This is a genomic window from Shewanella mesophila, assembly GCF_019457515.1.
In the GTDB taxonomy this organism is placed as follows: domain Bacteria; phylum Pseudomonadota; class Gammaproteobacteria; order Enterobacterales; family Shewanellaceae; genus Shewanella; species Shewanella mesophila.
Window position 1 is genome coordinate 3,902,211 of record NZ_CP080421.1, and the last position, 22,900, is coordinate 3,925,110.

The 22,900-nt window shown below is 47.0% G+C and carries 22 protein-coding genes and 1 pseudogene; 22 read left to right on the top strand and 1 reads right to left on the bottom strand.

The genetic code is table 11. The features are described 5' to 3' along the window. Positions 1–93: 93 nt before the first annotated feature. Positions 94–1,230, bottom strand: coding sequence for a DUF805 domain-containing protein (locus tag K0I73_RS17155; RefSeq protein WP_220062237.1), 1,137 nt, complete (start codon positions 1,228–1,230; stop codon positions 94–96). Positions 1,231–1,451: 221 nt separating this feature from the next. On the opposite strand from K0I73_RS17155, the gene gmk reads away from it, so the two are divergent. The 22 genes and pseudogenes from gmk (at position 1,452) to K0I73_RS17265 (ending at position 22,900) form a co-directional block, all read left to right on the top strand. Next, the gene (gmk, locus tag K0I73_RS17160) at positions 1,452–2,075 is read left to right on the top strand and encodes a guanylate kinase (RefSeq protein WP_220064437.1); all 624 of its coding nucleotides are present in this window, start codon (positions 1,452–1,454) and stop codon (positions 2,073–2,075) included. 59 nt (positions 2,076–2,134) lie between these two features. Then, positions 2,135–2,416, top strand: coding sequence for a DNA-directed RNA polymerase subunit omega (gene rpoZ / locus K0I73_RS17165; protein WP_220062238.1), 282 nt, complete (start codon positions 2,135–2,137; stop codon positions 2,414–2,416). 13 nt (positions 2,417–2,429) lie between these two features. Further along, a complete protein-coding gene (gene spoT / locus K0I73_RS17170) occupies positions 2,430–4,535 on the top strand; it encodes a bifunctional GTP diphosphokinase/guanosine-3',5'-bis pyrophosphate 3'-pyrophosphohydrolase (RefSeq protein ID WP_220062239.1) in 2,106 nt (701 codons plus the stop codon). A 61-nt stretch (positions 4,536–4,596) separates the two neighbouring features. Beyond that, entirely contained in the window at positions 4,597–4,980 is a 384-nt protein-coding gene (locus K0I73_RS17175; protein WP_220062240.1) for a RidA family protein, read from the top strand. Between the two features lie 71 nt (positions 4,981–5,051). After that, positions 5,052–5,750, top strand: a complete 699-nt coding sequence (gene trmH, locus K0I73_RS17180; RefSeq protein WP_220062241.1) for a tRNA (guanosine(18)-2'-O)-methyltransferase TrmH — start codon at positions 5,052–5,054, stop codon at positions 5,748–5,750. Between the two features lie 304 nt (positions 5,751–6,054). Next, entirely contained in the window at positions 6,055–7,713 is a 1,659-nt protein-coding gene (locus K0I73_RS17185) for an AMP-binding protein (protein WP_220062242.1), read from the top strand. A gap of 170 nt (positions 7,714–7,883) precedes the next feature. Next, positions 7,884–8,831, top strand: coding sequence for a calcium/sodium antiporter (locus K0I73_RS17190; RefSeq protein ID WP_220062243.1), 948 nt, complete (start codon positions 7,884–7,886; stop codon positions 8,829–8,831). A 181-nt stretch (positions 8,832–9,012) separates the two neighbouring features. Beyond that, positions 9,013–9,678, top strand: coding sequence for a tetratricopeptide repeat protein (locus tag K0I73_RS17195; RefSeq protein WP_220062244.1), 666 nt, complete (start codon positions 9,013–9,015; stop codon positions 9,676–9,678). A gap of 57 nt (positions 9,679–9,735) precedes the next feature. Continuing rightward, a pseudogene (locus K0I73_RS17200) lies at positions 9,736–10,827 on the top strand (sensor histidine kinase). Positions 10,828–10,835: 8 nt separating this feature from the next. Beyond that, a complete protein-coding gene (locus K0I73_RS17205; protein WP_220062245.1) occupies positions 10,836–11,432 on the top strand; it encodes a response regulator transcription factor in 597 nt (198 codons plus the stop codon). A 137-nt stretch (positions 11,433–11,569) separates the two neighbouring features. Then, positions 11,570–13,645: an ATP-dependent DNA helicase RecG gene (gene recG, locus K0I73_RS17210; protein ID WP_220062246.1), complete on the top strand. Its 2,076-nt coding sequence runs from the start codon at positions 11,570–11,572 to the stop codon at positions 13,643–13,645. A gap of 145 nt (positions 13,646–13,790) precedes the next feature. Then, the gene (locus K0I73_RS17215) at positions 13,791–14,657 is read left to right on the top strand and encodes a DUF3014 domain-containing protein (RefSeq protein ID WP_220062247.1); all 867 of its coding nucleotides are present in this window, start codon (positions 13,791–13,793) and stop codon (positions 14,655–14,657) included. Between the two features lie 194 nt (positions 14,658–14,851). After that, the gene (locus K0I73_RS17220) at positions 14,852–15,589 is read left to right on the top strand and encodes a beta-ketoacyl synthase chain length factor (protein ID WP_220062248.1); all 738 of its coding nucleotides are present in this window, start codon (positions 14,852–14,854) and stop codon (positions 15,587–15,589) included. After that, a complete protein-coding gene (locus K0I73_RS17225) occupies positions 15,582–16,403 on the top strand; it encodes a lysophospholipid acyltransferase family protein (RefSeq protein WP_220062249.1) in 822 nt (273 codons plus the stop codon). Before K0I73_RS17220 ends, K0I73_RS17225 begins: the two co-directional genes overlap by 8 nt. After that, complete coding sequence (locus K0I73_RS17230; RefSeq protein ID WP_220062250.1) at positions 16,381–16,635, top strand: phosphopantetheine-binding protein; 255 nt, start codon at positions 16,381–16,383, stop codon at positions 16,633–16,635. The genes K0I73_RS17225 and K0I73_RS17230 overlap by 23 nt, the downstream gene beginning before the upstream one ends. A gap of 8 nt (positions 16,636–16,643) precedes the next feature. Continuing rightward, positions 16,644–16,892 carry an acyl carrier protein gene (locus K0I73_RS17235; RefSeq protein ID WP_220062251.1) on the top strand — a complete coding sequence of 83 codons (249 nt, stop codon included), beginning with the start codon at positions 16,644–16,646 and terminating at the stop codon, positions 16,890–16,892. Then, positions 16,892–17,440, top strand: coding sequence for a COG4648 family protein (locus K0I73_RS17240; RefSeq protein WP_220062252.1), 549 nt, complete (start codon positions 16,892–16,894; stop codon positions 17,438–17,440). Before K0I73_RS17235 ends, K0I73_RS17240 begins: the two co-directional genes overlap by 1 nt. Then, entirely contained in the window at positions 17,437–18,801 is a 1,365-nt protein-coding gene (locus K0I73_RS17245) for an AMP-binding protein (protein WP_220062253.1), read from the top strand. Before K0I73_RS17240 ends, K0I73_RS17245 begins: the two co-directional genes overlap by 4 nt. Beyond that, positions 18,794–19,165, top strand: a complete 372-nt coding sequence (locus tag K0I73_RS17250) for an ApeI family dehydratase (RefSeq protein ID WP_220062254.1) — start codon at positions 18,794–18,796, stop codon at positions 19,163–19,165. Before K0I73_RS17245 ends, K0I73_RS17250 begins: the two co-directional genes overlap by 8 nt. After that, positions 19,165–20,892, top strand: a complete 1,728-nt coding sequence (locus K0I73_RS17255) for a glycosyltransferase family 2 protein (RefSeq protein ID WP_220062255.1) — start codon at positions 19,165–19,167, stop codon at positions 20,890–20,892. The genes K0I73_RS17250 and K0I73_RS17255 overlap by 1 nt, the downstream gene beginning before the upstream one ends. Then, a complete protein-coding gene (locus K0I73_RS17260) occupies positions 20,893–22,455 on the top strand; it encodes an HAL/PAL/TAL family ammonia-lyase (RefSeq protein WP_220062256.1) in 1,563 nt (520 codons plus the stop codon). Between the two features lie 10 nt (positions 22,456–22,465). After that, the gene (locus tag K0I73_RS17265; RefSeq protein WP_220062257.1) at positions 22,466–22,900 is read left to right on the top strand and encodes an acyl-CoA thioesterase; all 435 of its coding nucleotides are present in this window, start codon (positions 22,466–22,468) and stop codon (positions 22,898–22,900) included.

Here is a 22,900-nt window from a genome sequence, read left to right on the forward strand (position 1 = left end):
GCCATACAAATACCGAGCAAGGAGTCTAATGAGTTAGCTCGATTAACACCAGTTCTAACTCATCGGCAGACTCACAACAGCAGGTTTTAACCATTATAGATATGGGCGAAATGCGGGTTCTTTAGCCAATGCAGCCTGACTGCCCTTGAGACTAAATTGATAGCCACACAGCTTAAGGCTGCCTCGCATGGCTATATCGTTAAGGATCGCACGCGTATCCAATGGCGAAAAACGTGCAACCGTTGCGGTAGTTGCGGTCAATCGAACCTCAATCGGACGATATTGAGCATCGTTATTAAAGGTCAGGTTTTGACAACTTTTGTCCCCTTTCGCCGTGGCTAAAGACCAAATTAATCCTGGTTCTCCGCGCTCTCCAAGCCAGCTTAACTGCAGCACGTCCCCCTCAAGCAGCACATTAAAACCATCGGGCATCACCACCGTTTTAATATCACTATTCACCTCAGATTGGGGCTCGATTGGCGCCTCTTGCTCAGCAGTTACGTCCTCTTTTTCTGCCGCTGGCCAAAGCATACTCACTGCTATCAAAACCAGCATTGAGGCTGCAAAAGTGCTCCCTACAACCTTTGGATAACGCTTAGCTACAGCTAACAGGTGGCTGACCGCCTTACTAATACCTGAAGCGATAACGGCAAGGGTTTCGGTCAAAGATCCGTTTAAATTAGCGTCATCCTTCATACCTACATCATGGGAGCGCTCTGACTCGAACGAAGATTCGGCGCTATGAGCATGCTCAAAGGGCTCATGCCCAGCGCCATCGAATGAATCTAGGCTAACCTCGCCATTAGGCGTCAACGTCGGCTCGACTCGCCTACGCGACACTCTCGTTGCTACAAGCGGTCCACTGTAACCAAAGGCGTCGAAATGACGCCCCGCATTAGGTAACGGGCGTAATGCGATAACCGCAACTGAGATAACAGATGTCACCACACTCACACCACTTAAAATAGGTAACTCATAAACTAATCCAATACTGAATAACAGCAGACCTAAAGCAGGGACCAACAGCAACGGAACCAACTGGCCATTCGCGCGACGTAGGGCACTTAAAATCAATATCACTGCCGCCCCCAGCGCCACCAAAATGCCGATTGAGTGTCCAGAAAACAACACAAAAAAGAGCCATACCGACAGAAAGCCAACTAGGTTGATTAACCCAAAACGTAGATTACTATCTACACCACGACGACAAAAAAAGGTGTTTAACTGCATAACGCCAAGTCCCATAAAAATCATTCAGTACAAAAAATGGTTAGCTCAGATAATTACTTTACATCCTGAGTCCTAACTTAAAAACCCACTAAAGCAGAACAAAACTGCGGTTTCATGAGCATTAGACCACTTGTTGGTCGCTAAATCACTAGCCTAAAATTGCTGCTAGGTTGTATAATGCGCGGCTACCTAAAACGAATCAGCCTTTGGATAGCAAACAAATGACCGCTCGCGGAAACCTATTTATCATTTCAGCGCCTAGTGGTGCCGGCAAGTCTTCTCTTCTTAGCGCTATTTTGCAGGATAAACCCGCCGATATGAAGGTGTCAGTGTCGCATACTACCCGTCAACCACGCGTGGGCGAAGTTAACGGTGAGCATTATCACTTTGTTTCTGTCGATGAGTTTAAAGCTCTTATTGAAAAACAAGCGTTTTTTGAATGGGCTGAAGTTTTCGGTAACTATTACGGCACTTCTCGCGAAGCCATCGAAGTCATGCTGGCGAAAGGTATCGATGTGTTTCTTGATATCGACTGGCAAGGAGCACAACAGGTAAAACAGATGATGCCTGAAGCTATAGGGGTATTTATTCTGCCGCCGTCGAAAGCCGAGCTTGAACGCCGCCTAACAGGCCGCGGTCAAGATAGCGAGGAAGTCATTGCTGGACGCATGGCACAAGCTACATCAGAAATTTCTCACTATGGTGAATATGATTTCATCATAGTAAATGACGACTTCGAGCAAGCTCAGGTCGATTTAAAAGCAATTATTCGCAGCCAACGCCTCACTCGCGCTGGTCAAATTCATGCTCAAAATGATATGCTTAATGATCTGTTGGCAGATTAACTGTCATCGTGTACAATTTTGCGTCATTTTTTCACCCATAATCACTGGAGTTTCAATACATGGCTCGCGTAACTGTAGAAGACGCCGTAAACAAAATCGGCAACCGTTTTGATATGATCCTGGTTGCAGCGCGTCGTGCTCGCCAAATCGCTGTGCAGGGCAAAGACCCTATGGTTGAAGAAGAGAACGACAAGCCTACCGTTATCGCGCTTCGCGAAATCGAACTGGGTTTGGTCACAGCTGATACCCTTGATGCCGATGAGCGTCAAACTGTCCGCGAACGTGAAGCAGCTGAAATCGCTGCTGTTGCTGCCATCGCTGAAGGCCGCAACATTTTATAAGGAGTGAAGCCACTTGTATCTGTTTGAAGGTCTCAAGGAGTCTGCGTCAAGTTATTTAGAACCGGCGCAAGTAGAATTACTCAAGCAGGCCTATCAGGTTGCGCGTGATGCCCATGAAGGTCAGATGCGCACCAGTGGCGAACCTTATATTACCCATCCGGTTGCGGTAGCCCGCATCCTGGCCGATATGCGTCTCGATCATGAGACGCTAATGGCCGCACTCTTGCACGACACCATCGAAGATACGCCTGTCACCAAAGAAGAACTCTCTGAGTTATTTGGTGAATCTATAGGTGAACTTGTCGAAGGGGTTTCTAAACTGGACAAACTTAAGTTCAGAGACAAAAAAGAAGCCCAAGCGGAAAACTTTCGTAAGATGATGATGGCGATGACTCAAGATATCCGAGTCATTCTTATCAAACTTGCCGATCGTACCCATAATATGCGCACCTTAGGTGCACTTCGCCCCGATAAACGTCGCCGCATTGCAAGAGAAACCTTAGAGATTTACGCCCCAATCGCTAACCGTCTCGGTATCCATAATATTAAGACTGAGCTCGAAGACTTAGGCTTTCAAGCTTATTACCCCATGCGCTATCGCGTCCTCAAAGAGGTCGTCAAAGCGGCGCGCGGTAATCGCAAAGAGCTGATCCAGAGTATCGAAGCTGCCGTTGAAACCCGTCTAGAAGATGCGGGGATCAAAGGAACAGTCAAAGGCCGCGAAAAAAATCTTTATTCCATCTATAACAAGATGCGTAATAAAGAGCTTCAATTTCAAGAAGTCATGGATATTTATGCCTTTCGCGTGATTGTCGATTCTATCGATACCTGCTATCGCGTTATGGGGGCGATGCATGGCTTGTATAAGCCTCGTCCAGGTCGATTTAAAGATTACATTGCCATTCCTAAAGCCAACGGCTACCAATCTCTGCATACTTCGCTTTTTGGCCCACATGCTGTGCCCGTTGAGATCCAGATCCGAACCGAAGATATGGATCAGATGGCAGATAAAGGGGTTGCAGCTCATTGGCTTTACAAAGGAGCTGGCACCCAGCAGCAAGGCACCACCACTCAAGTTCGTGCCCGTAAATGGATGCAAAGCTTGCTTGAACTACAACAAAGCGCCAGTACCTCATTTGAGTTTGTCGAAAACTTTAAGACTGAACTGTTTCCTGAAGAGATCTATGTCTTTACGCCAGAGGGACGCATTCTCGAACTTCCCGTTGGCGCTACCGCCGTCGATTTTGCCTATGAAGTGCATACCGATGTGGGCAATACTTGTGTCGGCGCACGGGTTAACCGCCAAGCTTATCCGTTAAGCCAACCCTTGATTTCTGGACAAACCATTGAAATTATTACGGCTAAAGGCGCTAGACCTAACGCCGCATGGCTTAACTTTGTCGTGACAGGTAAAGCACGTTCCAAAATTAGACAGCTGCTCAAGAGCCTTAAAGAAGATGATGCCGTCATTTTGGGTAAACGTCTTCTAAACCATGCGCTTGGCGATGTTAAAATTGCTGACATTCCCCAAGAACAGATCGACAAAGTTGTGCAAGACACTAAGCATAAAAGTCTCGAACATCTGCTTGCCGATATCGGTTTGGGTAACGCCATGAGCATTGTTATCGCTCAGCGCCTCAAGGGTGACCGCGTCGAACCCCATGAACACAAAGAATCGAACATGATGCCAATACGTGGCGCCGAAGGGATGTTGGTGTCATTTGCCAATTGCTGTCGCCCTATTCCAGGCGATGCCGTTATTGCACATGTCAGTCCAGGTAAAGGCTTAGTGGTACACATGGAAAGCTGCGCCAATATTCGTGGCTACCAAGGTGAACCCAATAAATACATCCCAGTGCATTGGGATAATGCCGAAGGCATAGAATTCCAAGCCAATTTGCGTATTGAGATAGTGAACCACCAAGGTGCACTGGCCAAAATCACCTCGATTGTGGCGGCTGAAGGTTCCAACATTCATAACTTGAGTACCGAAGAGCGTGATGGCAGAGTGTTCCTGATTAATTTGCGGATCTCGGTTACCGACCGAATCCACTTGGCAAACGTTATGCGTCGTATTCGAGTGCTGCCAGAAGTACTGCGTACCTCTCGCAACCGTTAAGCCGCTCATAAAAACCAATACTTCATCACATAGACTTAATCACAAAAGTAGAGAGATCGTTATGGCAGAAAAGATTATCATCGCGACCGATAAAGCCCCACAAGCTATCGGTACCTATTCTCAAGCGGTTAAAGTTGGTGGCACAGTATATCTATCAGGTCAGATCCCGCTCAATCCTGCGACTATGCAGATGGTAAGTGATGAATTTGAAGCCCAAGTCGTCCAAGTCTTCGATAATCTTACCGCGGTATGCGAAGCCGCCGGTGGTTCGCTGAAGGATATTGTGAAACTCAATATCTTTATGACCGACCTAAGCAATTTTGCTACCGTGAACGAAATCATGGGGCGCTACTTTGAGCAACCCTATCCTGCTCGCGCCGCGATTGGCGTTAAGCAATTGCCGAAAGATTCTTTAGTTGAGATGGATGGTGTGATGGAGCTCTAAGGCTAACACACTGCATTGGGGCGCTAAGGCGCCCTTTCTCTTTTTTAAAAAACCAATAAAGCTAAATAACCATGAGCCCTGAACGCTTCGCCCGCATTAATCAAATGCTCGATAATCGCCAAACCGATCTTACTCTTTGTCTCGATAAAGTTCATAAAACCAATAATATCGCTGCGGTTATCCGCACGGCAGATGCCGTCGGTATTCATCAGATCCACGCGGTATGGCCAGATATCGAGATGCGTGTATCAGGTAATACAGCATCAGGTAGTCAGCAGTGGGTTAAAACCATTAAACACTATCACATGAGCGAAGCGGCCGAGCAGTTTAAGGCACAAGGAATGCAGGTGTTAGCCACTAACTTTTCACCGACAGCAGTGGATTTTCGAGAGGTAGATTACACTAAGCCCACAGTGATTATCATGGGCAATGAACGAGATGGCGTCAGTGATGAAGGATTGGCAATTGCCGATCAACATATCATTATTCCCATGATAGGCATGGTGCAATCGCTTAATGTTTCGGTGGCATCGGCACTCATTATGTACGAAGCACAGCGTCAGCGTGAACAAGCGGGTAAATATGGTACTCGCACATTAGATGACGCCTACTGCCAGACCATGTTGTTTGAACAGGGGCACCCAATATATGCCAAAGCGTGTCGTCGTAAAAATATCCCCTACCCGCAAATTGACGACCAAGGGCAGATCCTAGCAGATGAAGCTTGGTGGCAACGGATGCGCGAACCCGATCCTCAAGCAGAAGCTTAACGTTTTAAACAGCTAAAAACGCGCCTCATTGGCGCGCTTCATTTTCGTAACACCGCACCTAAATCCATGACAAATCGCCTATTATTCAGGCAAAGCAATTGTCATAGATCACATTATTCGCCATACTCAATTGTACGCATAAAGATCTAACCAGCGCTAGGGAAAGGCCGCAATGCTCATTAATGGGGGTTAATTGAGATTAGCGGATAGATACAAAGATATCTTCGCGCCCTTTTCTTAAGCTAGGTTAAATAAGCAAGCCCATGCGTCTCCTTAAACACTAAGAATAATTATGGAATAGCAGATGGACTCATTATTTAAATCTCCAATCGACATGTTGCAGCATTGGGTCGAGCAATATGGAGACAACACCTACCTGAGACAACCGATTAATGGCCAATATGTTGATTTTAGCTGGCGTGCAGTACAGCAAAAAATGCAACAGCTGGCTGGCGGCCTGCGTCATTTAGGATTAAAGCCTGGCGATAAAATTGCGGTACTATCAAAAAACTGTGCCGAGTGGTTTATAACCGATCTTGCTCTAATGCATGGCGGTTATATCAGTGTGCCGATTTACCCCACAGCAAATGCCGACACCATACGCTATGTGCTTGAGCACAGTGAAGCTAAAGCCATTTTTATCGGTAAGTTAGATTACTGGGCCGATCAAGAAGCAGGAGTGGGTGGCGATCTACTGCGCATGGCAATGCCCTACGACACTATGCCAGCCCAATATCAATGGGATACCTTACTTAACCTTGGTCAACCACTGGTTGACACCCCAGCGCCTACTTCCGATCAGATAATGACCATTATCTATACCTCTGGTTCTACTGGTAAACCCAAAGGTGCAATGCAAACATTCGACAGCTATGCCTGGACCTGTAAAGCCGTCGTCCGCGATCTAAAAACCGATGGCGAAGACCGCTTATTGTCATACCTGCCACTGGCTCATATTACCGAGCGTGTCGCGATAGAGGGTTCCTCTTTCTATTCCGGTAGCAGCGTTGCCTTTGTCGAGAGCCTCGACAGCTTTGTTGCCGATGTCCAGCGAGCGCAGCCTACGGTATTTTTCTCCGTGCCACGACTCTGGAGCCTATTCCAGAAAAATATCATCGATAAGATTGGCTATACCAAACTTAACTTCCTGCTCAAGGTGCCAATTATTAGCGGCATAGTGAAAAAGAAGATCCACCAAGGTTTAGGACTAGAACATTGTCATCTACTGGGATCAGGCTCCGCCCCCATCCCACCATCACTGATTGCTTGGTATCATAAAATTGGTCTCAACATCAGTGAAGCTTGGGGAATGACCGAAAACAGTGCCTACTCCATTATTAACCATCCTTTTGATGCTCGTAAGATTGGTACCGTAGGTCATGCTGTTGAGGGATGTGAGATTAAGGTTGCAGAGACAGGCGAGCTGTTAGTCAAGAGTCCTGGCCTGATGCTAGGCTACTACAAACAACCAGAAGCGAGCGAAGCCTGTTTCGATGCAGATGGTTTTTTCCATACTGGCGATCTATGTTCCATCGATAATGATGGCTGTGTCACCATTACTGGCCGAGTAAAAGACAATTTCAAAACCTCAAAAGGGAAATATGTCGCCCCGGTGCCAATTGAACGTAAATTGGCGCAAGATCCTCATGTTGAACTCATCTGTATTATCGGCTCAGGTTTGCCGCATCCTATCGCACTGGTGCAGCTCTCTGAAGGCGCTGCATTGCAGCCTAGAGAAGAGGTTCGCACCTCACTAAAGGCAACCTTAGACAGCATTAATCCGAATCTAGAATCCCATGAAACTGTCGATGCTATTGTCGTCGTCAGTGAAGCTTGGGATGTCGAAAACGATGTGCTAACACCAACACTAAAAATTAAGCGTCACGTGTTAGAAGCCAGATTTAGTGCAAAGGTCGATGGCATTCGTGGTGGCAAGGTGCGCTGGGAAGATGAGATAGAATAAGATCATTCCCCGCTCTCACAGAAGGCACGTCTCAGACGTGCCTTTTTATTACATAGTCAGCAATGGCTCAAATTTCGTTAAACAAAATTTAATCCTCTTCTGGCAAAATTTGGTTGTCAAAGAACGCCTACAGTCTATCCTTGCCGCCTATCCATTTTAGAGAGTTAAACATGTTAATCGCACTGGCTATTATCGGTGGTTTTCTGATCTTAACCTTTGGTGCCGAAGCGCTCGTTCGTGGAGCGAGTTCCTTGGCATTGAAGCTAGGAATAACCCCTTTAGTTATCGGCTTAACTATTGTCGCGTTTGGTACTAGCGCTCCTGAGTTAACGGTAAGTTTAAAGTCTGCATTAGCCGGGAATCCCGGCATAGCAATCGGTAATGTCATTGGATCTAATATCGCCAATATTGGACTCATTCTTGGGATCACCGCACTGATCCGTCCGATTCAAATTCAGTCGCAGATGGTCAAGCGAGATATTCCCATTATGATCATCGCCTCGCTGCTATTTTTGGGGCTTAACAGTGATGAAAATCTTAGCCTGCTCGATGGTGCCATACTGACCTCTTTACTCGTTAGCTATCTCATATTTAGCTACTTAAGCGGTAAAAAAGCAGATAAAGAAGAGATAAGTTGTATTGAGATTAGTGGACCAAAGCCGCTTAATCCGCTCATAGCCAGCCTGTTTATCCTAGCGGGTATTTCTATGCTAGTGGGTGGTGGCATCCTATTTGTCGATGGTGCGGTAGAGCTCGCTGGCCTATTTGGCATCAGTGAACTGATCATTGGGCTCACCATAGTCGCGATAGGTACCAGCATGCCGGAGTTAGTGACCTCAGTGGTTGCCGCCCGCAAAGGCGAAAGTGATATCGCCATCGGTAATGTTGTTGGCTCCAATCTATTTAATATTTTGGGCATTTTAGGTATCACGGCTCTGCTACATCCCATTGCATCGAGTGGCCTGCAATTGCTAGACATGGGCGTTATGTTGATACTGGCGATAGTATTACTACCACTCGCTTGGACAGGTATGCGTATTGGACGCAGAGAAGGTGCACTGCTATTAGTAGCCTATCTTTGCTATCTAGGATATTTGATCAATAGCGCCAGCGCTTAGAATCGCTTTATTGTTTTTAAGCTTATTCGTTAACACATTCGAAAAGAGGTGACATTTGTCATCCCTTTTCGGTGACATCTGTGTCTGCAAAAAACTCGCCCCATCCTAGATACTCTCCCTAAGCCCAATAGAGGGACTTAACCATAAGGTAACTGGCCTTATGCTAATCAAGGAGAATCAAATGAAAACCCTAATTATTGCATCGAGTCTTGCTATCATCAGCTCATTGACCCAAGCCAATGAAATCGCCGCTATCGACGGCGCTTCAAATCAAATGAACATCGAGCAACTAACTCGACTCAGCCAACAGACAGACGGCTATGAGAAAGGTTATGCCCTATACCGTCTCGCTATCAATGCCAACATTTTGGGACAAAAAAGCAAAGCATTGTCAGCGCTCCAAGAAGCGGAATCACTGTTAGCTTCCGAGCAAGATAATGGCGAAGTTGCCACGCTGCTGGCGGCAATCTATGGTATGCAGATTGGCTTAGATCTCACCAAAGGGCGTAGCTATGGCCCCAAAGTGTCAGCCGCGATCAATACAGCCGAAAACCTCGTACCCGATAGTCCAAGACTTGCACTCGTCAAAGCCATTTCGGCCTATTCGACACCAGTTGAATATGGCGGCAGTATGCAGCATGCTATTGAGTTAGGAAGTAGAGCAATTGAGTTGTTTGAAAAACCTTGCGATAACATCTGTTGGGGATATGCCGAAGCCTATACTTGGAGAGGCCTTGCTAAGCAAAACTTAGGCGATCAACAAGGCGCGGTTGCAGACTGGAAAGCCGCGCTACGGGTTCAAAGTGATTACGCCTGGGCAAGCTTTTTACTCAAGCAAAATCAGTAATGATGTTAAGTTTATCCGGAGCCATAAAAAGCTCCGGGTCTTATAGAGAATATGACCATGAATAAAGTTAACCTCATAGCTCACCATCAACTAGATCAAACAAAAAAGGTCGAAGATAAACTAGCGTGGATCTATCTTATCAATCTAGGCTTTTATCTGATCCCGCTATTTGTTCAAACTATGCCGCTATGACATATTGCAGTCAGTCTAGCAACGCTAATCCCCTTTATTTACTGCTATTTCTGGGCATATCGCAGCCCAAGTACTGAAGCTCATAAGCCTATAATGGCCATGATAGCCATAGGCATCGCCATTACACCTATCAATTCAGGCTCTCTGTCACTATTTACGTTTGCAGGATTCTTTATCGGCTTTAACTACTCATTACGTATAGCTTTCTATTGTCTTATTGCGATGGCAGCTATATTAGCGATGCTCAGCTCCCTATTCGATTTCCACTATTACTTTATGGTGTACGGCACTGCTTTAATCGCCGGCGTTGGCTTCTTTGGCGTTGCCGAGCAAAAACGAGTCGCGACAAAACTGGCTGAACATCGAAGTCAGCAAGAGATCACTCAACTTGCGACAATGTTGGAGCGAGAGCGAATCGCGAGGGATCTGCATGACATTATGGGCCACTCCCTCTCATCTATCTCACTCAAAGCCGAATTAGCTCAAAAGCTTTTAGCCAAGAGTAAACTTGACCAAGCTAGCGCTGAATTACAGGAGCTTAACGCCATTGCTCGCGATAGTTTGAGTCAGATACGTCAAACCGTCTCAGGTTATAAACATAAAGGCTTAGCTTCCAGCGTGACCTACCTGTGCCAAGCATTACGAGACAAAGGGATGAGCGTTACCTTGAAGGGCGATATTCCACAGCTACCGCCAGATATAGAGACCCATGTGATCTTAAGCTTGACCGAACTTTGCAATAACATCATCCGCCATAGCAGTGCAAGTCACTGCGACATCGTCTTCGCTGATACGGAAGGTGCGCTCTCAATCACTGTAACTGATGATGCGTCTATCGCCTCTATTAACGAGGGAAATGGACTTACTGGTATACGAGAACGACTGGCTCAATTTGGTGGTACACTCGATTATCAGTTAAACACCAACACCCACTTTACGCTGACATTGCCACGCTAAGGATAAGCATGAGAATACTACTGGCTGAAGATCAAGCCATGGTCCGAGGGGCATTAGCGGCACTGCTGTCCCTAGAAGGAGAGTTTGAAGTGATTCAGGCTAAAGACGGCAATGAGGCTCTCGCGCTATTAAAGCGCGATAGTTTTGATCTGCTGCTGACCGATATTGAGATGCCCGGTTACACAGGTCTCGAACTCGCCGACTGGTGTAACACACAAGCCTCACCGATTAAGGTGATTATCCTGACCACCTTTGGCAGAGCGGGCTACATCAAACGAGCAATAGAAGCGGGAGTTGGCGGCTTTCTACTAAAAGATGCGCCATCAGACTCACTCATTGAAGCCATAGGATTGATCGCTAAAGGTAAGCGAGTTATCGATCCCGAACTGGCTATCATGGCCGTAGGCGAGCAAGACCCACTCAACGATAAAGAACGCCGAGCATTACGATTAGCCAGTGACGGACGTAGCACAGCCGAAATTGCCGATACCCTATTTATCGCCGAAGGCACCGTCCGTAATTATTTATCTGAGGCGATCGCCAAACTGAACGCAACCAATCGAATTGATGCGGCCCGTATTGCCAAACAAAAGGGATGGCTATAGCGACAGTGATATAGCAAACCTCAACGAAATTGCGGCAAGATTGCGTTCACATCAAACTCTGATAATATATGTATATATTTACAGTGATTGAGTTATCAAACTTCTAAATGACTCAATTAATCAAATGGGTATAAAGCGTGGATAGACTCGATCTTATGGCTGTAACTGAGTTAAAAGGCGTGGCGACCAAAATGGCGCAGCGGCTAGAAAAGCTCGGCATAAAAACAGTCCAAGACCTATTGTTTCATCTACCGCTACGCTACGAAGATCGTACTCAAATATACCCGATAGCTGCACTTTATCCTGGCAGCTATGGCACCATCGAAGCCACGATTCAATCATCACAAATTATTCAGGGTCGTAAGCGCATGCTCACCTGCACGGTGAGAGATGAAACCGGCATGGTGACACTGCGCTTCTTTAATTTCTCGGTTGCACAGCGCAATGGCTTACAAAACGGTGCCACGATCCGCGCCTATGGTGAGATACGTCGCGGCAAACATCATCCAGAAATTATTCATCCAGAGTACAAGGTTATCCACTCTGATAGCGACCTGAACTTGAGTGAGACTTTAACGCCAATTTATCCCACGACAGAGGGGCTAAAACAGGCCAGTTGGATCAAACTTACCGAACAAGCACTAGCATTACTCGCCCATGGTGGACTAAAAGAGTTATTACCACCTCAGCTGCAGCCAAATCAGATGTCGCTGATCGACGCGCTACAACTATTGCACCGCCCCCCGATCGGCGTAGCCCTCTATGAACTAGAACAAGGCACTCATCCTGCGCAGCAAAGATTGATCCAAGAGGAGCTACTAGCCCATAACCTCAGCATGTTAAAACTGAGACAGCGCAGCAATCATGACGCCGCAGTATCAATGACAGCGACTGGTCAGCTACTCACCCCATTTCTCGCATCACTACCCTTTAAACCTACTGGAGCACAGCAGCGAGTCGTTGCCGATATCACCGCCGATTTAGCGTTAAGCCATCCTATGATGCGTTTAGTACAAGGCGATGTGGGTTCAGGCAAAACACTCGTGGCTGCCCTAGCCGCACTGCAAGCCATAGAGAGTGGCTACCAAGTTGCTATGATGGCGCCAACAGAACTGCTAGCAGAGCAACATGCTACAAACTTCGCCGCTTGGTTTGAACCTCTTGGCTTAACCGTTGGCTGGTTAGCAGGCAAACTCAAGGGCAAGGCACGCAGTCAATCATTAGCACAGATAAAAAGCGGTGAAGCCCACATCGTTATTGGCACCCATGCGATTTTCCAGGAACAAGTGGAATTTAATAAACTGGCGCTAATTATTATCGATGAACAACACAGATTTGGGGTCCATCAACGATTAGGTCTACGAGAAAAGGGGATTAGCCAAGGCTTTCATCCTCATCAATTGATCATGACGGCAACCCCGATCCCCCGCACCTTAGCGATGACAGCCTATGCCGATCTCGATACCTCCATTATCGATGAGCTGCCACCGGGACGAACGCCAGTGACTACGGTCGCCGTATCTGACGGTCGCCGCTGCGAAGTAATTGATCGCGTACGCCAAGCCGCTCTGCATGACAATAGGCAAGCTTACTGGGTCTGTACTCTCATCGAAGAATCTGAGGTATTAGAGTGCCAAGCCGCCGAAGATACCGCCGAAGAGCTCAAACAGCAGTTACCTGAATTATCCATTGGCTTAGTGCACGGACGAATGAAGCCCGCAGAGAAACAAGCCATTATGGCTGACTTCAAAGCAGGGAATATTCATCTATTAGTGGCAACGACGGTGATTGAAGTGGGTGTCGATGTACCCAATGCGAGCCTGATGATTATCGAGAACCCCGAGCGACTGGGCTTGGCACAGTTACATCAGCTCAGAGGGCGAGTCGGTCGTGGAGCCATTGCCAGCCACTGCGTGCTCATGTACAAAGCGCCGCTATCCCATACCGCAACAAAACGCCTTGGGGTATTACGCGACAGTAACGATGGATTTGTGATTGCGCAAAAAGATTTAGAGATCAGGGGACCAGGTGAAGTATTAGGCACCAAACAAACGGGCATTGCGGAGATGAAAATCGCCGATCTTATTCGTGACCAAGCACTTATTCCCCATATTCAAAAGCTGGCTCAGCACGTTATGCAGCAGGTGCCCGATAATGTCGATGCCATCATAATGCGCTGGCTAGGCGAGCGGCAACAATATGTTCAGGCCTGATCTTTGACAGCGTAAGCTCTCATATCAGGTTAATTATTTTTTATTTCAACCAACTTCACTAGACAAGTCGAGTTAATTTTGCAGAATGGAGGAAGGCCATTAAGGGTACGCTCCTTACACACCAGCTATTTTTCAAGGAACTTTCATGCAAGTCAGTCAAGAAGATAGAATCGCACCCCAAGAAAAACGTGGTGGCGCTAGTGCATTAACAATTGCCGTTGCCGTTATCTTGCTGATGGTCGCTGGCGGTACCTATTATCTACTAGATGGCGAAGATAAACAGCCAGAGCCAGAAGTTGCCCCCCCAGTTACGCTGCCTGAAATCATCCCAGAAGAACCATTAGCCACGGACGCTAACATACCTGAGCCTGAAGCGATTGCAGAACCTCAGCCCCCTGAACCGACAGAGGTGGTGAAGCCAGAACTAGAAGTACTCCCCGCTTTGGCAGACAGTGATGAATATGTCAAAGAGAAGACTCTAGAAGTCGCTAATGGAATGAAAATAGATCCTATATTGGTCGAGAAGGATATCGTGCGTCATTTCGTGGTCTTCGTCGACAACCTCGCCCAAGGTGAATTGGCTCGCAAAGTGAGTCCCCTTAAAGCACCTAACAGTCAATTTACCGTATCGGATGTCACCAATAAGACCTATCTTAATCCTGATAGCTACCATAGATACGACCTGTATGCGGACTTTGTTAGCAATTTAGATGAGCAACAACTAGTAATCACTTATCAGCAATTAACCCCACTTATGGGCGAAGCGTTCGATGAACTCGGTTATGGCGATATGAGCTTCAATGACCGCGTCATTGAAGCCATCGATGTAATGCTTGCCGCACCGATAATCGAACAGGCCATCGAACTCAGTAGCGTCAGTGTTAACTATAAGTTTGTCGATCCCGAGCTTGAAACCCTGCCTAATGCACAAAAACTCATGATCCGCATGGGACCAGAAAACAGCAAGAAAGTTAAGGCTGCTCTGCGTAAGTTAAAAAAGCAACTTAAGTGAGTCCAACACCACCCAAACCGCCGACTAGGGCGGTTTTTCGTTTTATGTTGCGATAATTGCAACATCTGAACAGCTCAAAGAGTGCTTTCCTTCCACACTTAGGTGTACAATACCGGCCCCGTTTACCATCATTAACGGGTTCAACCTAATTGTTATGGAAAACGACAGTTTAAACTGTATGTAGAGGCAAAGTAGTGCAGTTAATCTTTGGCATTCAATCTTCGGGCGCCTGGTCGCCACGCTATCAAAAACTCTCAGATTGGCAACAATGGCCCAATAAGCTTATTGATGGTCAAGATAGCCTAGTTTTGGCACCGAAACTTCCTCAAGTACCAGCAATGCAGCGCCGCCGCTATAGTAAATTGACCAAGATGTTGCTCGAAGTCGCTTTCCAATGCGATGCCCCGGCAAATTGCCGTACTATTTTCGCTTCGCGCCATGGTGAGCTCAATCGTACCGTCGACCTATTGCAAGATATCGTGCGTGAACAACCTATATCGCCTATTGGTTTTAGTCAGTCAGTGCATAATACCGCCAGTGGTATCTTCAGCATCCTGACAAATAACTGTTCACCGTCGACATCGATCGCAGCGGGAGAAACCACATTAGCACAGGCACTCATCGAAGCTTATGGTCAACTCAGTGAACACGACAGCGACCTGCTATTAGTATTTGGCGATGAACCCGTAGCTGATATTTACAAAGAGTTTACCAATGAGCCCGAGCTGCCAATCGCCCTTGCCCTGCTGCTATCGCTGCCCAAGCAAGAGCAAAACCTTGAGCTGACACTAAGCCTAGAAACACAGCCAACGGCTGAGCAGCTCGATGCGCTTCAGACCATCAGCTACGGACAGCTATTATGCGCCATTGCCAGTAAGCAAAACCTTTGCGGCAAACTAAGTCAATTTGTCTGGAACATCGCCCATGGCTAAGACTATCGAGGCAAAACGTTTAACGGGAATAGCCTATATTCCTCGTTGGCTCGGCGGCGTAAGCTGTTACATCGTCTTTGGGCTTGGCGGCTTACTAAGCTCGCTCACCCTATTGCCCCTGCTTAGGCTATGGCCAGGAACGCCACAACAGAAAACCACCAGAGTACAACGAGCCGTACATCGCATGTTTCGTGGTTTTGTTGGCATGCTTACTTGGGCGGGTGTGATACGAGTGAGTACTCAACACTTAGAAAGATTAGCTGAAGCACAGGGAAAGGTGATTATTGCCAATCATCCCACCTTGGTCGATGTTGTGGTTTTAATCAGCCTAATGCCCAATGTCGGCTGTATCGTCAAACAGGGGTTATGGCGCAACCCTTTTATGCGTGGAGTCGTCTCATCTGCAGGCTATATACCTAACCGCGGTGCAGATCTGTTATTAAGCGACTGCAAAGGCGTATTAGCACAGGGAACCAACCTGATCATTTTTCCTGAAGGCACGCGTACCCATATTAGTGCTGTAATCAATGAATTCGCCCGCGGCGCTGCCAATATCGCACTGCGGACCAAGACAGACCTTATTCCGGTCGTACTGCGGACTACTGCCGTAGGATTGACCAAACAACAACCTTGGTATGAGATCCCTCGTCAAACCATCGGCATGAATGTCGAAGTAGGCGAAACTATTGAACATATCAGGTATTATGCTCAATCGGGTGGAGATGCCAAAATGGCTCGCCAGCTGACTCGAGATCTTGAAAATTATTATAAACAACAACTTGATACTAATTATGAGCTTACAAAACGAAATTAAACAACTGATCATTGATTGCTTAGATCTTGAAGATGTTAGCATTGACGATATTGAAACTGATGCACCACTATTTGGCGAAGGCTTGGGCTTAGACTCGATTGATGCACTCGAACTGGGCTTAGCGATTAAGAAGCAGTTTGATGTCAAGATTGAAGCAAACTCCGAGGCGACCAAAGCACACTTTTACAGTGTGACAAGCCTTGCTAGTTTCATCGAATCCCAGCGAGTTTAGGAGCCAAGATGCAAAATCGTGAACAGATCCTAGCAATGCTAACCAAGATATTGGTAGATGAATTTGAAATCGACGCCGACGATATCACCCTAGAAGCTTCGTTATATGAAGAGCTAGACCTAGACAGCATCGATGCTGTCGACCTAGTGATTAAATTGCAGCAGTTAACTGGCAAGAAAATTCAACCCGATGAGTTTAAAGCAGTACGCACGGTCGATGACGTCGTCTCCGCTATCGAAGGGCTAGTTAAACAGTAATGCGTGTGGTGTTGCAACTGGTTACTGGCATCCTGTTATTGGGATATCCGGTGGCCGTCTATTTCGGCTTAAACTATTTGCCACCAGGGGTTATCGCGCTGGTTTTATGCCTAATACTCTTGCTTCGACTTGCTATGCTAAAGAAGCAAGTCAAATCGATGGCAATACCCGTTTTAGTCGGCATAGGGCTCACTGCTGGTAGCTTTATCGCCAAGCGTAACGATTGGTTACTCTATTACCCAGTCGTGATCAATCTGAGTATGTTAGCCTTGTTTGGTTATTCACTTAAACGTGGGCCTAGCATGATTGAACGTCTCGCTCGGTTTAAAGAGCCTGATCTCCCAAATGACGCTATTCCCTATTTACATAGGGTCACGCAAATTTGGTGTGGGCTGTTTATATTAAACGGCACTGTTGCCTACTACACGGCAAGCTACGCCAGTTTAGAGATCTGGACATTATATAACGGCTTCATCGCATATCTGCTTATCGGATTATTGCTCGGTGGAGAGTGGCTATATCGAACATTGTGGTTAAAAAAGTCATGACAGAGTTACTTAAAACTTGGCTGTCTCAGGGCCCATCGAGCCAGCAACTTATCAGCTTCAATCATCATGATATCGTCATTGGTAGTGCCTTTACCGGGCAAGTGGCAGCCTTACATCAAACGTTAAGCGAACATAAAGCCACCCGCTGGCTACTCGCCTGCGATAGCAGCGACCTGTTTGCAGCAGGGCTATGCGCTGGCTTGTTAGCCGGTAAACAACTGATTTTACCTAGTAACACTCAAGCGGGTACCTTAAGCGAACTGACCCATGAGTTTGATGGAATACTGTCTGACACTTGTCTATGCGAAGGTAAAGTGTTTCTACCGCTTAAAAAGGAGCTGTATTTAAATGATGCAGCTTGGCCTCACGGCGAAAAACTGGGTGAACTGATACTCTTTACCTCGGGAAGCAGCGGCCAGCCTAAGGCGATCACTAAAACCATAGATCAGCTTGATGCCGAGGTGAGTGTACTCGAACAGACCTTCGCTGCACATCTGCCACAATGCAGTGTTATTTCAACGGTTTCACACCAGCATATCTATGGTTTACTGTTTAAGATCCTCTGGCCATTAGCCGCTAGTCGCCCCTTCTTGAGCGATCAGGTTGAATACCCAGAAACCCTGACCTATTACACAAATTTGTTCCCTAATTTATGCCTAATCAGCAGTCCAGCTCAACTGTCTAGACTTCCTGAAGCCTTAGAGAACCAGCCTCAATATCGTTCGCCAAGTCTGGTTTTTAGCTCTGGCGGACCATTAAGTCAGCAGGCCGCGATCGACATAGCGCACTGCTATGGCAAACCGCCGATTGAAGTCTTTGGTAGTACAGAAACCGGTGGTATAGCTTACCGTCGCCAGAGTCGTGATAATCAACCTTGGCGTGCCTTTAACTCTCATCAAATTGCACAAGATGAACACGACGGGGCTTTACTGCTTAAATCACCCTATTTGGACAGTGCCGACTGGCTAAGATGCGATGATAAAATAAGTATCACGGATACAGGGGAATTTGTGCTGCAGGGTAGGCTCGACCGTATCGTTAAGATCGAAGAGAAACGTATCTGCCTAGTACAGATGGAAGCCTTGTTAGAGAGTCATCCATTGGTATCTAAAGCTGCACTGTTAGTGCTAGAGCAACCAAGAGTTCAACTCGGCGCAGCCATAGTGTTATCAAAGCAGGGCCGACAGCTACTCGCAGATGAAGGTAAGCTCGCCGTCAACAACCGATTAAAAGCGCATCTACTAACCCAATTTGAGCGTGTGACGCTACCAAGACGCTGGCGCTACCCAGAGACGCTCACACTCAATACCCAAGGCAAACTTTTACATCAGGAGCTCAAAGAGCTATTTAGTCATGATTAACTCTAGTTTACCGCCAATCATAGCCAAAACAGTGATGGATGATGGCGTCGAATGGCTGCTCTCTATTACGGCAGATCTACCCTATTTTGAAGGGCATTTTCCTCAGCAGGCAGTACTACCTGGCGTTACCCAGTTAGATTGGGCGACTCAACTGGGGGCATTAGAGTTTGGCTACGCTGCAGAAGTAGAGAGTCTTGAAGTATTAAAGTTTCAGCAGCTTATTTTGCCTGGAACCCAAGTCTTCCTAAAAATCAGCCATAACGCGGGCAAACATAAGCTCAACTTCGCCTATTATGATGGTGACAAACGCTTCGGTTCTGGCCGCATCGCCCTTAGTGGTCGTAAATTCGAGGGTGCTAACTAATGCATTTAGCCTTAGTCATTCCAAACTACAACCATCGTCAAGCGATCACCGCAACTCTTGAGCGCCTCGCGCCATTTAACCTCCCCTGTTACTTAGTCAATGATGGTAGTGATGATGAGACTCGCTATCTACTCATTCAATTGGCCAAACAATATGATTGGGTAACCCTGCTCCATCATCCCCTTAATCGGGGCAAAGGGGCTGCTGTCACCACAGGTTTAAGAGCCGCCTACGCAGATGGCTACAGTCATGCCCTACAGGTCGATGCCGACGGTCAACATGATCTCGATGACATTCCAGCCATGATAACCAAAGCGACAGAGCAGCCCCAGGCGCTTATTTCTGGTTTGCCTCAGTATGATGAATCTGTGCCTAAAGGCCGACTCTATGGCCGCTATATTACCCATTTCTGGGTTTGGGTTGAAACCTTAAGCCTAGAAATTAAAGATTCCATGTGCGGTTTTCGCGTTTATCCACTAGCGGAGACCGAAGCGCTTTTTCTCCGCCAGTCCTTAGGCGAGCGTATGGATTTTGACATCGAAATCTTAGTTAAGCTCTACTGGCAAGGAGTGCAGATCATTCATTTGCCCACTAAGGTGATCTACCCTGATGATGGCAGTAGCCACTTTCAAGGCATAAAAGATAATCTGCGGATCTCAGCCATGCATACCAAGCTATTTTTTGGCATGCTCAAACGGCTACCCAATTTGCTCAGCCGTCATACTGACCGGCAAGAGTACAAGCACTGGTCACGTATGGGTGAACGCGGCAGCTATTGGGGAATTAAGTTGCTCGCCACTAGCTACAAAATAGGCGGCCACTGGTTATGCAGGGCGATCATGTATCCAGTGATCTGTTACTTCTTTTTGACGGGTAAAACGGCTCGTACGGCTTCATTAGCCTTCTTGCAGCAAGTGCAACAGGTCGACCCCAAGCATCCACAATTGCAAGGCGTGATAGGTTGGCGCCATAGTCTAAAACACTTTATCGCCTTCGGTAATGCCGCGTTAGACAGGATAGATGCTTGGTGCGATAGAATTCAGTTAAGTCAGGTGGATTTCCCTCAGCGAGAATTGCTTGCTAATCAACTTCAACAGGGGAAAGGCGCTGTGCTACTGGTATCCCATTTGGGCAACCTTGAGCTGTGCCGAGCAATCTCTATCCACCAGCACAAAGTCAAAGTTAATGTGATGGTGCTGACAGAGAATGCCGAGCACTTTAATCGAGTGCTCAAACAACTCAATCCCAATAGCGCACTGAATCTGATCCAAGTCACCGAACTCGGCCCCAGCACCTCTATGTTGTTACAACAGAAGATTGAACAGGGAGAATTAGTGGTTATTGCGGGCGACCGAACCTCCTCTAATAGTGAAGGTCGAGTCATATACGCCCCCTTTATGGGTAAAGAGGCTCCTTTCCCTCAAGGCCCCTTTATTCTAGCTGGATTACTTGATTGTCCTGTCTATCTGATGTTTTGTATTCGAGAACAGGGACGCTATCAAGTTCATTTGGAGCACTTTGTCGACAGTCTAAAAGGCCCTCGAGCAGGACGTATGCAACGCTTAGAGCAAGCAGTCAAACACTACAGCACACGGCTAGAACATTACGCAAGACGCGAACCAATGCAATGGTTTAACTTTTTCGATTTTTGGCGCAAGGATGAAGAACTCCAGCGCGAGGCTAGCACTAAAAGCAGCCCTCTCACTCCAAACAGGACAGATAAATAGATGACTCAGACGACTCAAACATCAGCATCGGCAACTACAGTTGAGTTCGGCCAACGCTCGCTAACGCTAGAAGAAGTGGTAGCGATAGCCAAGGGGGCCAAAGCACATCTGCAAGACAGCGCTGATTATCAAGAGTATATCCAAAAAGGTGCACGCTTCATCGATAGCCTATTGGCTGAAGAGGGCGTAGTTTACGGTGTTACCACAGGTTATGGCGACTCATGTACCGTCACCGTCGGATTAGATCTGGTCCACGAACTCCCTCTGCATCTATCCCGCTTTCATGGTTGTGGGCTCGGAGAGATCTTATCGCCAATGCAAGCCAGAGCCGTAATGGCCTGCCGCCTGAGTTCACTTGCGATCGGTAAATCTGGGGTGAGCTACGAGTTACTGCAACGTATCGAAACCTTACTTAACCTTAATATTACCCCCGTTATTCCAGAGGAAGGATCGGTCGGTGCCAGCGGCGATCTAACGCCGCTTTCCTATCTTGCCGCCGTACTAGTGGGTGAACGAGAAGTGATCTATCAAGGTGAGCGCCAAAATACTGCTGATGTTTACACTAAATTAAATATCACTCCGCTGAAGCTGCGCCCGAAAGAGGGCTTAGCCTTGATGAATGGCACAGCAGTAATGACAGCGCTAGCCTGTCTTGCCTACGACAGAGCCCAATATTTGGCTCGCTTGGCAAGCCGCATCACCGCGATGGCGTCATTAACCCTTAAAGGTAACTCCAACCATTTCGACGATATTCTATTTGCGGCAAAACCTCACCCAGGGCAGAACCAAATTGCCGCTTGGATCCGTGAGGATTTGAATCATCATGAACATCCTCGTAATTCAGACCGCCTACAAGACAGATACTCGATTCGCTGCGCACCGCACATTATAGGTGTACTGCAAGATGCGCTGCCGTTCATGCGCCAATTTATCGAAACCGAACTCAATAGCGCGAACGATAACCCTATAGTCGATGCTGAAGGTGAACATATTCTCCATGGTGGGCATTTTTATGGTGGCCATATCGCCTTTGCCATGGATTCAATGAAAAATACCGTTGCCAATATCGCCGATCTTATCGATCGTCAAATGGCGTTGGTAATGGACCCTAAATTCAACAATGGCTTACCCGCAAATCTATCGGCAGCAACAGGCAGTCGCCGCGCAATTAACCATGGCTTTAAAGCGGTGCAGATCGGCGTGTCAGCTTGGACGGCAGAAGCATTAAAAAATACTATGCCAGCCAGTGTATTCTCGCGCTCAACGGAATGTCATAACCAAGATAAAGTCAGCATGGGCACCATTGCTGCACGCGATTGCATGCGTGTCTTACAACTTACCGAACAAGTTGCCGCAGCGGCGCTACTGGCGATGACCCAAGGGATCAAACTGCGAATTACCCAAAATGAGCTGTGCGAAGCTTCACTCACCCCTTCGGTGGCAAAAACCTTAGAGCAGGTGAATCAGGATTTTGAAACCTTAATAGAAGATCGCCCGCTAGAAAGCGTACTCAGACAAACCCTTGATAAGATCCAACAAGGTCTTTGGGAAGTGTGTCACTAAGGCTATGGCAATGAAAGCAATACTGACAACCACTATGGAGATGACTATCCCCTTTCATGATGTGGACTCTATGGGCATTACTTGGCATGGTAACTATTTACGCTATTTTGAAGTTGCTCGTTGCCAGTTACTCGATGAGATTGATTATGGCTATCGGAAAATGCAGGCCTCTGGTTATGCATGGCCGATAGTCGATGCCCAGATAAAATATGCTCATTCGAGCACCTTCGATCAGAAGATTAAGGTGATCGCCTCATTAATTGAATGGGAAAATCGCATCAAAATTAATTATGAAGTCCGTGATTTAGACAGCAATAAACGCCTAACGAAGGGCTACACCATCCAAGCTGCAGTTAACATGCTTAATAACGAGCTCTGTTTTGTAACACCCGACTGTTTTCGCGAAAAAATCGCTCACCTTGTCGATATAAAACAGGAGCAATAA

Coding starts and splice junctions, on each gene's coding strand:
- K0I73_RS17155 (WP_220062237.1), bottom strand. CDS start 1,230: ATGCAGTTAAACACCTTTTTTTGTCGTCGTGGTGTAGATAGTAATCTA.
- gmk (WP_220064437.1), top strand. CDS start 1,452: ATGACCGCTCGCGGAAACCTATTTATCATTTCAGCGCCTAGTGGTGCC.
- rpoZ (WP_220062238.1), top strand. CDS start 2,135: ATGGCTCGCGTAACTGTAGAAGACGCCGTAAACAAAATCGGCAACCGT.
- K0I73_RS17175 (WP_220062240.1), top strand. CDS start 4,597: ATGGCAGAAAAGATTATCATCGCGACCGATAAAGCCCCACAAGCTATC.
- trmH (WP_220062241.1), top strand. CDS start 5,052: ATGAGCCCTGAACGCTTCGCCCGCATTAATCAAATGCTCGATAATCGC.
- K0I73_RS17185 (WP_220062242.1), top strand. CDS start 6,055: ATGGACTCATTATTTAAATCTCCAATCGACATGTTGCAGCATTGGGTC.
- K0I73_RS17190 (WP_220062243.1), top strand. CDS start 7,884: ATGTTAATCGCACTGGCTATTATCGGTGGTTTTCTGATCTTAACCTTT.
- K0I73_RS17195 (WP_220062244.1), top strand. CDS start 9,013: ATGAAAACCCTAATTATTGCATCGAGTCTTGCTATCATCAGCTCATTG.
- K0I73_RS17205 (WP_220062245.1), top strand. CDS start 10,836: ATGAGAATACTACTGGCTGAAGATCAAGCCATGGTCCGAGGGGCATTA.
- K0I73_RS17215 (WP_220062247.1), top strand. CDS start 13,791: ATGCAAGTCAGTCAAGAAGATAGAATCGCACCCCAAGAAAAACGTGGT.
- K0I73_RS17225 (WP_220062249.1), top strand. CDS start 15,582: ATGGCTAAGACTATCGAGGCAAAACGTTTAACGGGAATAGCCTATATT.
- K0I73_RS17230 (WP_220062250.1), top strand. CDS start 16,381: ATGAGCTTACAAAACGAAATTAAACAACTGATCATTGATTGCTTAGAT.
- K0I73_RS17235 (WP_220062251.1), top strand. CDS start 16,644: ATGCAAAATCGTGAACAGATCCTAGCAATGCTAACCAAGATATTGGTA.
- K0I73_RS17240 (WP_220062252.1), top strand. CDS start 16,892: ATGCGTGTGGTGTTGCAACTGGTTACTGGCATCCTGTTATTGGGATAT.
- K0I73_RS17245 (WP_220062253.1), top strand. CDS start 17,437: ATGACAGAGTTACTTAAAACTTGGCTGTCTCAGGGCCCATCGAGCCAG.
- K0I73_RS17250 (WP_220062254.1), top strand. CDS start 18,794: ATGATTAACTCTAGTTTACCGCCAATCATAGCCAAAACAGTGATGGAT.
- K0I73_RS17255 (WP_220062255.1), top strand. CDS start 19,165: ATGCATTTAGCCTTAGTCATTCCAAACTACAACCATCGTCAAGCGATC.
- K0I73_RS17260 (WP_220062256.1), top strand. CDS start 20,893: ATGACTCAGACGACTCAAACATCAGCATCGGCAACTACAGTTGAGTTC.
- K0I73_RS17265 (WP_220062257.1), top strand. CDS start 22,466: ATGAAAGCAATACTGACAACCACTATGGAGATGACTATCCCCTTTCAT.